Below are 13,748 nucleotides of genomic sequence, written 5' to 3'. Positions count from 1 at the left end.
CCGGGTCCGGCCACCGGGGCCGCCACTGCGGCCTGGTCACACGGGCACCCTCACCGAACCCGAGCCCGGCCTGTTCGCTCGGCCCTGCCCTTGACCGTCCAGTCGCCCCGCCGACCAGGGCTCCTGACCCAGGCCCAACCCGAAACGGACATCCGCTCACATCCCGCGCTCTCAGTTCCTCATGCCCGGCGGTGGTCAACGCGTCGTCCCGCTCGCCGCGGTCGACCTCGGCCAGGCGGACCCAGCCGCGCGGAACTCGTGTCCGTGCGTGCGGCTTCGGACGGCTCAGATCTCCTGGGGCTTGTAGGAGCTGGGGTCGCGCAGGATGACGCGGCGCAGGAGGTCGACGGTCTTCGTGACGCCCTCGACGGGGGCCACAAGAACGTCCTCGTGCTCGATGCTCAGGACGTCGTCGTATCCGGCTCGGCGCAGGGCGAGGCAGAAAGCGCGCCAGAACGCGTCGTCGTGGCCGTAGCCGAGGGTGACGTAGTTCCAGGAGCGTTCCTTGGCGGCCATGACCGGCAGCGTCTCCAGCCTGCTGGTCAGCGCCTGCCGGGAGGGTTCCAGCCGGGTGTCCTTGGCGTGCACGTGGTAGATCGCCTCGCCCAGGGCCTCGATGGCGGCCAGCGGGTCGGCTCCCATCCACATCAGGTGACTGGGGTCGAAGTTGGCCCCGACCACGGGCCCTACCTCCTCGCGCAGGCGCAGGAGGGTGGGGACGTTGTAGACCGCCTGGTGGGCGTGCATCTCCAGAGCGAGCTTGGGTACGCCACGGTCGCGGGAGTGGGCGACGAGGTCTCGCCAGTACGGGAGTACGACCTCGGTCCATTGCCAGTCGAGGATCTGTGTGGTCTCCGGCGGCCAGGAGACCGTGATCCAGTTGGGGTTGGCGTCGCCCGGCCCGCCCGGCAGCCCGGACATCATCACCACGCGGTCGACGCCGAGGAGCGGGGCGAGGGCGATCGTCCTGCGCGCGACCTGGTCGTGCTCGCGGCCGCTGGGCCCGGGGTGGAGGGGGTTGCCCGAGCAGGTGAGGGCGCTGATCGTGAGCCCTCGGTCGGCGACCTTGGCCAGCAGTTCGCGGCGCGCGCCGTCGCTGTCGAGAAGCCGGCCGATGTCGATGTGCGGGGCCGTGGACCAGGCGCCGGTGGCGAACTCCACGTGATCCAGGCCGAGTTCGGCGGCCAGGTCAAGGGTCTCGTCGAGCGTGAGCTGCCCGACGCTGTCGGTGTTCAGACCGATCTTCATGATGCGTCCCGTCTGCGGTGTGATCGGGCGGGGAGCGGTCGATCCCCGCTGGTTCGGTGTGCCGGCGGTGGGGGTCAGATGTAGAGGGCGGGGCGGTCGGCCAGTTCCACCTCGACGCGGCGGCCCTCGGTCTGGGCGCGGATGCCCGCCTCGCAGACCGCGGCCACGGCGTAGCCGTCCCAGGCGCTGGGGCCGGTGACCTCGCCGCGCCGGGTGGCGTCGACCCATGCCTGGACCTCGCGGTCGTACGCTTCCTCGAACCGCTCGACGAAGCCGGGGGCGACCGTGCCGCCCCAGCGTCCGCCGGTGGTGACGAGCATGTCGTGCCGGTCGCCGATGCGGGCGGTGCCGTGCTCGCACACCGCCTCGGCCTGGACCTGGTAGCCGTAGCGGGCGTTGACGTAGATCTCGACGTCGACCAGGGCGCCGCCGTCGGTCTCGAAGACGACGAACTGGGGATCGGCGAGTCCTTCGGGCGCGTTGCCCGAGGGCCGCGGCCGCATGACGGTGACGGAGATGATCTCCTGGCCGAGCAGCCAGCGGGTGATGTCCATCTCGTGGGTGACGGAGTCGTTGATGAGCATGGCGCTGGTGAAGTCCGGCGGGCAGGACGGGTTGCGGTGCGTGTTGTGCAGCATCAGCGGCCGTCCGAGTTCCCCGCTGTCCAGCAGAGCTTTGAGTTTGAGGTACTCGTGGTCGTAGCGGCGCATGAAGCCCACCTGCACGCGGCGATGCCCGAGGCGTTGCTCGGCCTCCAGCACACGTAGGGCGGAGGCGGCGTCGGGGGTGAGGGGCTTCTCGCACAGGACGGGCAGATCGTACTCGAACGCGGTGAGCAGGGCCGCCTCGTGGGCGACGCCCGGGGATGCGAGCACTACGGCGTCGACGTCGGGTGAGGTCATCGCTTCGGCGACGTCGCCGTAGGCCGCGCATCCGTCGATGTCGGCGGCGACCGTCTTGGCGCGATCGATGTCGACGTCGACGACCGCGGCCACATGGGCGCCGCTGGTCACCTCGCTGATCCGGCGCACGTGGTCGGCTCCCATGCGACCGGCGCCGATCACGGCGACTCCAAGGGAGGTGTGGTGGGTCATGTGGTTCCTTGCCTTGGGGGGTGGGGGCGGCGGTGACGGCCAGCCGCAGGCCGGCCGAACCCGGATGGGTCCGGCCATGACCCGAGTCGTACGCGTCACCGTGTTCCCTTGGCCGCGAACGTGGCGACGGTTGCGACGTTGGACTTGTCGACGAAGGCCGGGCCGGTCAGCACGGGCGCCACGCCGCCGCCGCTGTAGTTGCCGTTGTTCTTGTAGAGCCAGAGGGAGTCGACCGCCAGGTAGCCCTGCAGGTAGGGCTGCTGGTCGACGGCGAACTGGATGTTGCCGTCCTGGATCGCCTTCACGAGTTCCTTGTTGAGGTCGAAGGTGGCGACCTTGGCCTTGCTGCCGCCGTCGGACACCGCCTGCGTGGCGGTCAGCGCGACCGGGGCGGCGAGGGTGACGACGTAGTCGATGGAAGGGTCCTGCTTGAGCTTGGCGGTGATGGTCGACTTCACGGACGGCATGTCGGCGCCGTTGACGAACAGGTTTTCCGTCGTGCCCGAGAAGCCCTTCTTGACGCCCGCGCAGCGTGCCTCGAGGGCGACCTGGCCCTGCTCCTGAATGACACAGGCGACCTTCTTGGCACCGAGGGAACTCAGCTTCTTCCCGACCGCCTCGCCTGCGACGGTCTCGTCCTGGCCGAAGTACTCGAGCAGTCCCTGCTTGTTCCAGTCGTCCACACCGGAGTTGAAGCCGACCACGGGTATGCCGGCCTGCACCGCCTTGGCCACGGTGCCCTTCATGGCGTCGGGCTTGGCGAGTGTGACGGCGATTCCGTCGACCTTCTGGTCGATCGCGTTCTGCACCAGGTTGGCCTGGTTGCCCCCGTTCGGGTCGGAGGAGTAGACCAGCTTGATGTTGTCCTTCGCAGCCGCCGCCTGGGCGCCCTTGCGGATGGTGTCCCAGAACGTGTCGCCGGGGACGGCGTGGGTGATCATCGCGATGGTCATGCGGGGCGTGGTGGCCTTGCCTGCGGAGACGCCACCGGCGCTTTCCTCCGACTTCTTGCCGCCCGAGCTGCTGGAGCAGCCGGCGAGTGCCAGGGCTGTAGTGGCGGTCATGGCCACCAGGACGCTGAATCTGCGGGAGCGGGAGGAGAGCGAGCGGTTCATTTCGGCACCTCACTGTGCTGACTTGCGGGAAGGGGTGATCCAGCGGCGGGACGCGACGCATCCAGTTGCGGGTCGGGCGGGGAGCTGTTGGGTGGCCGGCTGTGCGGCTCGGGATGGGGATCAGACGGTGAACGCGGCGCGGAACCGCTCCATGGCGGTGTGACTGTCGCCGGAGGGCCATGCCTCCAGGGCGACCGTGCCGTCGTAGCCGAGGTCGGTAAGGGCGCGGGCGATGGCCGGATAGTTGATCTCTCCGGTGCCGGGTTCGCAGCGGCCGGGCACGTCGGCGACCTGTATCTCTCCGATCAGGCTTGCGCCGTGCGCGCGGCGGATCAGCTCGATGAGGTTTCCCTCGCCGATCTGGGCGTGGTAGAGGTCCAGATTCATTCGCAGACCGGGCCGATCAACTGCCGCGACCAGGGAGAAGGTGTCGGCGGCCGTGGCGAACGGGACGCCGGGGTGGTCGACGGCGGTGTTGAGGTTCTCCAGGGTGAAGGTGACGCCCGCGCTTTCGCCCAGTTCGGCCAGGCGGGTGAGCGTGCGGTGCGCGGTGATCCACATTTCGCCGGTGACCTCGCCGGTCACCGGCACCACGGGCAGGCCCTCGCCGTCCAGGCCGGTGCCGTGCAGGTTGAGCCGGGGGCGGCCGAGATGCTCGGCGGCCTTGATGGACTCCTCGGCTGTGCGCAGGAGTTCGGCTGCGCCGTCAGGGTCGGTCAGGGTGCCGCGGATGTAGCCGGTCATCGAGGAGAACTCGGCGGGGGTCTGGGCCAGCGCGTTCAGGTCGTGCCGGGTCCAGTCCCAGATCTCCACCTGGAAGCCGGCCTCGTGGATGCGCCGGGCCCGTTCCTCGATCGGCAGGTCCCGGAAGACCATCTCGGCACAGACCGCCAACGTGTACATTCCAGCTCCAGACTTATAACGTTCTAAGAAGACAGGAGCAGTACGCCAGGCGCCGGGCGGCCTGTCAAGGGTTTGTGCGGACATTTGATTCATAACGTTGTAACAACGTCGACCAGTGCGTTCCCTGTTCGGCTCGGTCTACGATCACCTCGGAGAAGACCCTCGATCAGGAAGGCCGACGGTGCCATCGCGCTCTGCCGTCCCGGACGGAAAGCGGCCGACGCTCAGCGACCTCGCGGCGCGGGCAGGTGTCTCCGTGCCGCTTGCTTCCATGGTCATGCGCGGCGCCAAGGGGCCCAGCGCGGCAAGTCGCGAGCGTGTACAACGGGCCGCGCAGGAGATCGGCTACCGGCCGGACAGCAGGGCACGCCTCCTGCGCAGCAGCCGCTCGCACCTGGTGGGAGTGCAGTTCGACCTGCGACAGCCCTTCCACGCCGACATGGTTGAGGCGCTCTACGCCGCGGCGGGGACGGCCGGCTACCAGATCGCGCTCAGCGCCGTCGCCGCGAACCGCAGCGAACAGGAGGCGGTGGAGACGCTGCTCGCCGACCGCTGCGAGGCACTGATCCTGCTCAGCCCCCATGCCCCGGCGGCCCGGCTGGCAGAATTCGCGGCGCAACTGCCGGTCGTGTCCGTGGCCCGCCGACTGCGTCCGCTCGCCGACGGCGTCGACGTCGTCCGCGCGGCCGACGACGAGGGCGCCCGCCAAGCGGTCGACCACCTCGTGGCACTCGGCCATCGCGACATCGTCCACATCGACGGGGGCAGGGCGCCGGGCGCGACCGACCGGCGCCGCGGCTACAAGTCGGCCATGAAGCACCACGGCCTCACCGACCGCATCCGCCTCGTGCCGGGCGGGCTGACCGAGGACCACGGCGCAGTAGCCGCACGACGACTCCTCGCCGAGGCCACCCGCCCCACCGCCGTCCTCGCCTTCAACGACCATTGCGCAATCGGCGTCCTAGACACCTTCCTGCGCGCCCGTATCCCTGTGCCCGACGAGATCTCGGTCGTCGGCTTCGACGACAGCCACCTCGCCCGCCTCGCCCACGTCCAACTCACCACGGTCGGGCAAGAAGCCCGCCAGCTGGCGCGCCGGGCCGTGAGCCGGGTCGTCGCCCGGCTGGAGGGTGGGGCGACGGACGACGAACGAGAAGTCGTCGTCACACCACACCTCGTCATACGAAGCACCACCAGGGCACCTTGCCGACCCTGAACCGCGCTGCTCCAGGTCGCGGCTCGATCTGGTCGAAGTTCCACCGCGCCCCATGGGACCACCCGCGGCTGCCCGCCGGAGTCGGCGCGGTGGCTGGGTTCGATGGGACGACGCCGACGCGGGTGATCCTCCTGTAGTCGCTCGGGGTGGCGACCTCGGGGCCGTGGACATCGGCCAGTCGCCTCGCCACCCGGAGCGCCTCCAGGCCGTCAGTGGTGTGGGAGGACCACTTGCCCGGCACCAGAGCCCGGCGAGCCGGGTCCGCCGCTGCCCGTCACGCCCGGGAACCACCATGACGCAGGAGATTCGGCCGCGAGGTAGTGGGCGGCCTCGTGTTCGGCTGGGGTGATGTGGCCGAGTTCGCCGTGGAGGCGGCGCTGGTTGAACCAGCCGATGTACTCGGCGACCGCGACGTCATCTGCGCGGCGTCCGCCTCTCCCGCTCCACGTTCACCGGCATTCCCAACCTCGACAGCATCGCCTACACCGACGCACTGGCCTTCCGACGGGTCTTTATCAACGGCCAAGAGGTGTACCCCTGATCGACGCGCGGACGAGGAGTGTCAGCCGACGTGGACCGCGGCGACGCCTTCGGGGGGCAGGGTGAGGGTGAACCGGGCGACACCGGCCCCGCGGTCGGACTTGAGCTCCAGGGGCCGGTCCTCGACCTCGCTCGCCTTCTCGATGTCGTGCAGCTGCCGGCGGGTCGGATACTCCGGCGAGCCGAGCTCCACCCACTCCCGGTAGGGGTTGGTGTGGTCCTCGTCGATCCGCCGGACTCGTGCCCGGGCCCCGGCCCGCACGCCGCGCAGGGTGACGGTGAGGGTCGCGGGCCGCGCCGGGACGGGGGCGCTGCCGTCGCCGGTGGCGAGGGCGTGGTTGTACAGCAGGACGTCGACACCGCCGCGCACGCTGCCGGTGACCGCGAGCCCGCCCACCGTGTCCGGGGCGCCGGCCAGGGTCAGTGGCACGCGGTGCTCGCCCACCGTGTGCAGGATCTGCAGCAGGCGGTAGGCGGGCTTCTTGACGCCGTGGATGTTCCGCAGCCCGAACCCACCGTGGAACGGCTTGTCGGCCTGACCCATCTCCTCGTAGATGTCGGTGAACGACCAGTAGGCCAGCGCGTCGACGACCCCGACGGTCTCGGTGATCGTGCGCAGGAAGCTCGCCGCCGCGTCGGACCGGTCCAGGATGGGGTTTCCGATGTCGGAGGTGACGTTGGTCTCGGAGATGTAGAGCGGAAGGCCGGACGGTGTGTCGGCGCGGTTCTGCTTGAAGAACGACGCCGGGCCCTGGGACCCCGTTCCCGTGTCGCTCTCGTAGCCGTGGGCGCTGCCGAAGTCGACCGGGACATCCTTGGCGGTGGCCCACTGCATGAACTCCCGGTAGTACCGCACACCCGGCGAACGGGGCGGCCCGAAGCTCAGCTGTCCGGCCGAGGTGGCCGGGCCACCGACCCGCAGGCTCGCGTCGACGTTCTTGATGGCCTCCGCGGCGTACTGGTAGAGCCTGAAATAGGCTTGCTGGTCCCCGTTGAAGAAAACGGACAGGTTCGGCTCGTTCCACACCTCGAACGGCCACTTGCGGACCTCACGGAGGCCGTACCGGTCCACCATGTGCCGCGCGAAGTCGCCGACGACCTTGCCCCAGAGTGCGTAGTCTTTCGGCTCCATCTGGTTGAAGTCGTACAGCATGAGGCTGAACGGCGGGGCGGACGCCTGAAGACTGGCAGGCATGCTGCTCAGTTCGACGAACGGGTGCATGCCGCGATCCACGAGAGCGTCGTAGATCTGGTCGATGTTGAAGAACGAGTAGTCGTCGTTCGAGAACGCCGGATTCCTCGGCCGTCCGTTCACGGTCGGGGAGTAGGTGCTCATCGAAGTGTTGAGGGCACCGTGGAAGCGGAGTGACTCGAAGCCCAGTTCGTCGTGGCAGTCGAACAGCTGGTCCTGATAGTCGCGTCTCAGCGCCTGCTTGGCCCAGTCACCGCTGACGACGCGCTCCCACACGTGAGGGAACGGCGACGTCGGCCGTGTGAGGTCCACGGCGGCCGAAGCGGCGGTGGACGAGGTGTCGGCAGCCGCCGCGGGGCCGGCGTCGAGCAGTTCCGAGCCCAGGGCCGTACCGGCCGCGGCCGCACCGGTGAGGAGGATCTGGCGCCGCGTGGGCCCAGTTGAGCGGGCGTGGGGTTCGGGCATGGCTCTCCTCGACGTGCACGGGGGAACGGACAGGCGGGCTCGCGCTGTTCACCGGGTCTTCGGCGGCGCGTGATCACCCGGAGGAAAAGTAGACGTCTCCCCGGGGCTCCGATACAACGAGTCGACCATTGCGGTTCGGATTAATATTCGCGGAATCGGCTGTAAAGCCATACGGTGCGACCGTGACGGTGAATCACGGCCCGGCGGGCCCACGCGGTGCCGAGCGGAGTGTCGTAGAGCTGCTCGGCCGGCACGAGGCTCTCACCCGCTCCCAGCTCGCCCGGCTCGCACAACTGCCGCTCTCCACGGTCGCCGGGGCAACGGCCCGGCTTCTGGCGCGCGGACTGCTTCAGGAGGCACCCGGCCCCGCGGCAAAGGAGGCGCGCGGGCCAGGCCGCCCCGCCGCCAGGCTACGGCTGGCCAGGCACGCCTCCCTCGTCGGCGCGGTCGTCATCACGCACCGCGTCGCCCGCGCCGGGCTCGTGTCCGCCGAAGGCCAGGTGCTCGGGCGGGTCGAGACGCCGTACGACTGGATGCAGTGCTCCGACATCGTCGCCGAATCCGTCCGGTTGCTGGCCAGAGCCCGCGACGACGCACGCAGTACGGCGCCCATGAGTGGCGTGGTGCTCGGTCTGCCGGTGCCCTACCGGCAGGGAGCCGGACTGTCGATGCTCGCGTCGGCATCCGATCCGGTGCCTGCGGACCGCCCGCCCATGTCCGCGTGGCTGTTCAGGGATGTGGCACCGGATCTGACCAGGGCCTTCGGCGTACCCGCGAGCGTCGACAACGTGTGCAACCTCGCTGCCCTCGGCGAGCTGGCGTTCGGCGCGGCACGAGGGCGTCGGCACGTGATCCACCTGCATCTGGTCACCGGAATGGGCGCGGGGCTCATCGTCAACGGGCAGCTCGTGCGCGGAGCGAACGGCCTGGCCGGCGAACTGTCCCATCTCCACGTCGACTCCGCCGGCCCCATGTGCCGCTGCGGTGCCCGCGGATGCCTCGGTGTGGTCGCCACCACCGATCACCTCCTCGAAGCCGCCCGCCCGCTGTTCGGCCCCGACGTGAGCGTCTACGACGTCCTCGGGCTCGCCGCACAGGGCGAGGCGACCGTCCGCCGTGTCCTTGACGACTTCGGCCGCCTCGTCGGAAGTCACCTCGCCCCCGCCTGCGTGATGCTCAACCCCGAGATGATCGTCGTGGACGGCACGCTCGGACCCGCCGCCGCTCCCGTCATCGAGGGTCTCCACGACGGGCTGCGCAGACACATGCCCGCCGGCGCCTACCGCGCGCTGACCCTCACCCTCGGCCGGCTCGCCGACGACGCCGAGCTCCTCGGAGCCGCGCACCTGGCACGAACCACGAATGCGGCCGCCCGGGGGCTCATGCTCCCGTAGCGCCGGCCCCCAGCGGGAAGTGGCACAGGCTCAGGCCGGCGGGCGACCCGGGTCGCGAAGGCCGTGTTCGATGACCTTGCCCAGTTACATCACCGTCACCCGGTCGGAGATGTATGTGACCACGGACAGGTCATGGGAGATGAAGGCGTAGGAGACGCCGAGCCGCACCGCAGCTCGGAGAGCACATTGAGCACTTGGGCCTGCACCGACAGGTTCAGCGCGGACACGGGCTCGTCGCACACGATGAGGTCGGGATCGAGCGCCGGCGCGCGGGCGATGCCGATGCGCTGCCGCCGCCCGCCGGACAACTCGTTCGGGTAGCGATGGGCGTCGCGCTCCCGCAGTCCGACGAGGGACAGCAACTCACGGACCCGTCGGTCCCGTTCCTTTGCCGTGGGCACGATGTCGCGGGTGTGCGCCACGGCTCGCCGATGAGGTCGGCCGCTGACATCCGGGCGTTGAGCGAGGCGAATGGGTCCTGGAACACCATCTGCACCTGACTCCGGCGGCAGTTCCATCAACGAGTGGCTGTGACCCGCGGCTGTCACGTGGTGGGATCCACGTTCCACGCCACGGGCAGATCGCCGCCGCAGAAGACGCAGACGAAGTCGTCCTCACGCACGATGTTGTGCTCCTGGCAGTCGGGGCACCGCCGGAACACCACCTCGTGGGTGAAGCTGGAAGGCCGCCGGAGTCCTACGGCGTCCAGAGCGCGGGCGACCTCCACCCAGGAGCTGACGTCCGGGCAGTATCCGGTGGGCTGGTTGCTGACCTCACTCACGGTCCACCGGTCTGCCTCACGCATGAAGCTGATCTCGCCGGCACTCAGAACCCTGTCTCCGCCGGCACAAGCCACATGCTCGCTTCGCCGCGGCGCCAGCCGAAGCACACCGTCCATACCGACCACGAAGGTGAACGGTTCGGCCAGCTCCGTCGCCGATTGCTCCACGATCCAGCCACCGAAGTCACCTGCCGAGCCGATCCGACGCCCACCGTCACCAGGCCGGACCGCAGCCTTCAGCTCGACCGGTCCGACATATCGATAGCTCCGCCCCCGCCCGGCCACGCCAGCCAACCTAGAGCACGACACATGCCCTAGTTGAGGTGGTCGGCGACCATGGTGGCGAATTCGTCCGGGGTGGCCAGGCGGACACCGAGCTCCTCGGCCTTGGCTCGCTTTGATCCCGCGCCGTCTCCGGCGACGACGAGCGTGGTCTTCTTGGAGACGCTGGACGAGGAGCGGCCGCCGGCTCGTTCGATGAGCTCGTTCACCTGGTTGCGGCTGAGCTTCTCCAGCGGGCCGGTCATCGCGCCGGTGACGACCACTGTCATCCCGGCCAGCGGTCCGCCCGCACGCTCGGTGTTCTCGTCGTGGTCGCCGGCGTCGCCGTCGGACGAGGCGGGCGGGGTGGCTCCGGGCTCGGTCAGGTTCACCCCGGCGGCGGCGAGTTTGTCGATGAGCGGGGCGAGTTCGGCGAGTTCGGCGACGATCGAGGGGGCCTTCTCGGTGCCGATGCCCTCGACCCGCTGCATCGCTTCCGCGTCCGCGGCGCGGATGTTGTCCATGGTGGCGAAGTGCCGGGCGATCCGACGGGACATGGAGCGTCCGGTGCCGCGCACCCCGAGCGCGCACAGCACCCGCGAGAGCGGCTGGCCCTTGGCCGCGGCGAGGGCGGCGAGGAGGTTGTCGGTGCTGGTTGCGCCCATCCGTTCCAGGCCCAGGAGTTGTTCGCGGCTGAGGGTGAACAGGTCGGCGAGGTCGGTGACGAGGCCGGCGTCGACGAGCTGGACGACGCGGGTGTGGCCCAGTCCTTCGATGTCGAGCTGGTCGCGGCCGGCGGCGTAGGACAGGGCGGCGACCAGGTGGCAGTTGCGTCCGTTTTCGCAGCGCCAGCGCTGCTCGCTTGTGTCGATGCCGGACCCGCAGCGCGGGCACACACCGGGGAAGGCGATGGGCTGTTCGTCGCCGGTGCGCAGGTGGGCGACGGGGGCTTCGATGCGAGGGATGACGTCGCCGGCCCGGTGAACCATGACGTGGTCGCCCAGGCGCAGGTCGCGGCGGGTGATGTCGGCCGGGTTGTGGAGGGTGGCGTAAGTGATGGTGGCGCCGTCGATCTCGACCGGTTCCAGGACGGCGCGCGGGGCGATGATGCCGGTGCGGCCGACGTTCCACTCCACCTCGAGCAGCCGGGTGATCTTCTCGGCGGCGGGCAGTTTGTAGGCGATCGCCCAGCGCGGGGCCCGCGTCCCTGAGCCGGCGGCCTGCTGGTCGGCGGCCAGGTCGGCCTTGATGACGATGCCGTCGATCCCGAACGGCAGCTCTGCCCGTAGCGCGGCGATCTCCTGCACCCGGGCCAGCACCTGCGCCACAGTGCTGGCGGTGGTGCCGGGCACCGCGGTGGTGGCGGTGGTGTTCACCCCGAACGCGGCGGCCTGCGCCATCAGGTCGCTGTGCGCGAGTTGGCCCAGCCGCGCGGCGAGCTCCGTCTCGGTGCCGGCCAGTGGCAGCAGGCCGTAGCCGAAGAACGTCATCGGTACGGTGTAGGCGCGCTCCCTGGCTCGCAGCGTGCCCGCCGAGGCGCCGCGCGGGTTGGCGAACGGCTGCCCGCCATGCGCGGTGCGCATCTCGTTGGCGTGCTCGAACTGGACGGTCGTCATCAGGACTTCGCCTCGGACTTCCACCGTGACCGGCTCGGCGAGTTCGCCCGGTAGTCCCTCGATGGTGCCGATCGCGTGCGAGACGTCTTCCCCGGCCGTGCCGTCCCCGCGTGTGATCAGCTGTCTCAGGCGGCCGCGGGTGTAGCGGGCGGCGACCGCGAGCCCGTCCAGCTTCGGCTCGACGCTGAACCGCTCGACCTCGTGGCCGATACGCCGGGCCAGGGAGGCGGCCCAGGAGGTGAATTCCTCCGGCGAGAACACGTTGTCCAGGCTCAGCATCGCCACCGTGTGCGGGACATCGCCCTCAACGGCGCCCCCGGCGACCTTCCCGGTCGGCGAGTCGGGCAGCACCTGCTCGGGATGATCGGCCTCCCATGCGGCGATGCCGCGCACCAGCCGGTCGTAGGCGTCGTCGTCCAGTGCCGATGTCCCGCCCTCGTAGTAGGCGGTAGACGCCTTCAGCGCGTCCTCGACCGCCTGCGCGTAGGCGGCGGCATCCGTGATCACTGCGGCAGGTGTTGTCATGCCCGCCATCCTGCCTGCCACCACTGACATTGCCCGATGCATCGAGACTGGGCAGCTGGCTCACACCCGTGCCTGGTGGCGCCGGAGCACACGGCCGAGTTCCGCGAAATTCTGGGCGAAGGCCCGCTGCTGGCACCGGAGCTGAAGGTGGCACTGGAGACCGAACAGGACCGCGCCCGCACTCTCGCCCGCGCCCACCCCGCCTCCCACACCGCGGGCGCGGACCAGTGGCACTCCAGGTGCTCGACGACCTGCAAGGCGATTCACCACCCTGAGCGGGCCGGCGCCAGTTGTCCGACCTGCTGGGCTGATCCTTCGGACGGTCGAAGCCGAGCAAGCCTGCCGAGCCGCGCCGGGATGCGCTCGGGGGCCTCAGGTCCGGGTCCATTCCTGTGGTGGGCGGCTGGGTTCACGGAGTTCCGAGTGAGCAACGGCAGACTCACCTATGACGGCCAAGGCGTCGCGGATGTGGTTCAGTTTCGCGGCCAACGTGGGAGAGACGCGGGAAAGTTCATCCAAATCTGTTTGAGTTTCGAGATATTGGGACCACAGGACACTTCGTCCGTGTTCGAGCAGTTCGACCGCGCGGTCGAGTCGCCCGGTGGTTATGGCACAGGATGCAGCCTTGGTCGCGAGTCCCAACTGCTGGGCTACCGCTTTTTCCTGAGTGGAACGGCTCGTTCCTCTCCATGCGAGAAGGGGCAAAAGGCGTACCGCTGTGCCATAGCCGTGGAGCGCGTCGTCCCACCGACCGTGGGTCGCAGCTTGGCCTCCGAGGTAATGTGCAGCGTCGATACGTGTCAGCGGTCTTGCCGTCGGTGACTCCGCGGCTTTCCGCCATGCGGCGAGGGCCCCCGTCAGGTCGTCGGGATTCTTCTGCGCCGTGAAGCGGCGCAGAAGAGCGATGCCGATATTGGTCTGGAACTGAGCCCAGTCTGCAGACCACTCGGACTCCCCTCGGATTCCTGCCGTGAGGAGTTCCAGTGCCTTCCTCACATCATCCGGATCTCCTCGCCGCTCATATCGCAGGGCGAGCAGGGATCCGAGGCTGCCGAGAACCATCGACCGGCTGTGATGCTGTTGACCCAAGTTCGCCTCGACCGCCCTGGCCCGGTCGATGGCCGTCTCAAGGTCCTTCGGGTCCTGGAGTACGTCAAACCGGGTCATCAGTACGGAGAGGACCCTGAGCTGTCGGGTCGCCCATTTGAAGTGGCCGTCGGGAGTACGGTCCGCGGCCCGAACCGCCCACCGCAGGGCTCGGTCCAGGTCTCCTGGGCTCTTTGTCCTCTCGGACAGCATCAGCAAAGACCGAGCGATGATGTGCACCTGTGCCGTGCTCCATCCCGGGCGCTCTGAAGGCGTGAACGGCTGCGGAGCCTACTGGAACGTCTGTCTGGG

Annotated in this window: 11 protein-coding genes and 2 pseudogenes; 3 read left to right on the top strand and 10 right to left on the bottom strand. The window is 69.5% G+C overall.

Annotation, left to right across the window (positions count from 1 at the left end; genetic code table 11):
• Nucleotides 1-285: 285 nt before the first annotated feature.
• The 4 genes from ABZ027_RS04230 to ABZ027_RS04215 form a co-directional block, all read right to left on the bottom strand.
• On the bottom strand, nt 286-1,248 hold the full coding sequence (locus tag ABZ027_RS04230; protein WP_356764176.1) for a sugar phosphate isomerase/epimerase: 963 nt from the start codon (nt 1,246-1,248) through the stop codon (nt 286-288).
• 74 nt (nt 1,249-1,322) lie between these two features.
• Nucleotides 1,323-2,342: a Gfo/Idh/MocA family oxidoreductase gene (locus tag ABZ027_RS04225; protein ID WP_356764175.1), complete on the bottom strand. Its 1,020-nt coding sequence runs from the start codon at nt 2,340-2,342 to the stop codon at nt 1,323-1,325.
• Between the two features lie 95 nt (nt 2,343-2,437).
• Nucleotides 2,438-3,457 carry a sugar ABC transporter substrate-binding protein gene (locus tag ABZ027_RS04220; RefSeq protein WP_356764174.1) on the bottom strand — a complete coding sequence of 340 codons (1,020 nt, stop codon included), beginning with the start codon at nt 3,455-3,457 and terminating at the stop codon, nt 2,438-2,440.
• A gap of 120 nt (nt 3,458-3,577) precedes the next feature.
• On the bottom strand, nt 3,578-4,360 hold the full coding sequence (locus ABZ027_RS04215) for a TIM barrel protein (protein WP_356764173.1): 783 nt from the start codon (nt 4,358-4,360) through the stop codon (nt 3,578-3,580).
• A 181-nt stretch (nt 4,361-4,541) separates the two neighbouring features.
• Here ABZ027_RS04215 and ABZ027_RS04210 point away from each other — a divergent pair, with 181 nt between their 5' ends.
• The gene (locus ABZ027_RS04210) at nt 4,542-5,576 is read left to right on the top strand and encodes a LacI family DNA-binding transcriptional regulator (protein ID WP_356764171.1); all 1,035 of its coding nucleotides are present in this window, start codon (nt 4,542-4,544) and stop codon (nt 5,574-5,576) included.
• Between the two features lie 209 nt (nt 5,577-5,785).
• Here the strand turns inward: ABZ027_RS04210 and ABZ027_RS04205 are convergent.
• Both ABZ027_RS04205 and ABZ027_RS04200 read right to left on the bottom strand, forming a co-directional pair.
• Nucleotides 5,786-5,977 (bottom strand): annotated as a pseudogene (locus ABZ027_RS04205) (IS3 family transposase); the annotation flags it as partial.
• Nucleotides 5,978-6,138: 161 nt separating this feature from the next.
• On the bottom strand, nt 6,139-7,773 hold the full coding sequence (locus ABZ027_RS04200) for a hypothetical protein (RefSeq protein ID WP_356764169.1): 1,635 nt from the start codon (nt 7,771-7,773) through the stop codon (nt 6,139-6,141).
• A gap of 182 nt (nt 7,774-7,955) precedes the next feature.
• Between ABZ027_RS04200 and ABZ027_RS04195 the strand changes: the two genes are divergently transcribed.
• Complete coding sequence (locus ABZ027_RS04195) at nt 7,956-9,167, top strand: ROK family transcriptional regulator (protein WP_356764167.1); 1,212 nt, start codon at nt 7,956-7,958, stop codon at nt 9,165-9,167.
• Between the two features lie 95 nt (nt 9,168-9,262).
• Here ABZ027_RS04195 and ABZ027_RS04190 read toward each other — a convergent pair whose 3' ends face one another.
• The 3 genes from ABZ027_RS04190 to ligA form a co-directional block, all read right to left on the bottom strand.
• Entirely contained in the window at nt 9,263-9,589 is a 327-nt protein-coding gene (locus tag ABZ027_RS04190; RefSeq protein WP_356764165.1) for an ABC transporter ATP-binding protein, read from the bottom strand.
• A gap of 122 nt (nt 9,590-9,711) precedes the next feature.
• The gene (locus tag ABZ027_RS04185; protein WP_356764163.1) at nt 9,712-10,233 is read right to left on the bottom strand and encodes a hypothetical protein; all 522 of its coding nucleotides are present in this window, start codon (nt 10,231-10,233) and stop codon (nt 9,712-9,714) included.
• Nucleotides 10,234-10,262: 29 nt separating this feature from the next.
• Nucleotides 10,263-12,350 (bottom strand): NAD-dependent DNA ligase LigA, encoded by a 2,088-nt coding sequence (ligA, locus tag ABZ027_RS04180; protein WP_356764161.1) that lies wholly within the window; start codon nt 12,348-12,350, stop codon nt 10,263-10,265.
• 36 nt (nt 12,351-12,386) lie between these two features.
• On the opposite strand from ligA, the pseudogene ABZ027_RS04175 reads away from it, so the two are divergent.
• Nucleotides 12,387-12,625 (top strand): annotated as a pseudogene (locus tag ABZ027_RS04175) (LLM class F420-dependent oxidoreductase); the annotation flags it as partial.
• 97 nt (nt 12,626-12,722) lie between these two features.
• Here the strand turns inward: ABZ027_RS04175 and ABZ027_RS04170 are convergent.
• Nucleotides 12,723-13,676: a hypothetical protein gene (locus ABZ027_RS04170; RefSeq protein ID WP_356764159.1), complete on the bottom strand. Its 954-nt coding sequence runs from the start codon at nt 13,674-13,676 to the stop codon at nt 12,723-12,725.
• Between the last annotated feature and the right edge of the window lie 72 nt (nt 13,677-13,748).

This window comes from Streptomyces sp. NPDC006332 (assembly GCF_040612855.1).
In the GTDB taxonomy this organism is placed as follows: domain Bacteria; phylum Actinomycetota; class Actinomycetes; order Streptomycetales; family Streptomycetaceae; genus Streptomyces.
Note: the sequence above shows the minus strand (reverse complement) of the source record. Positions and strands in the feature narration are given on the sequence as shown.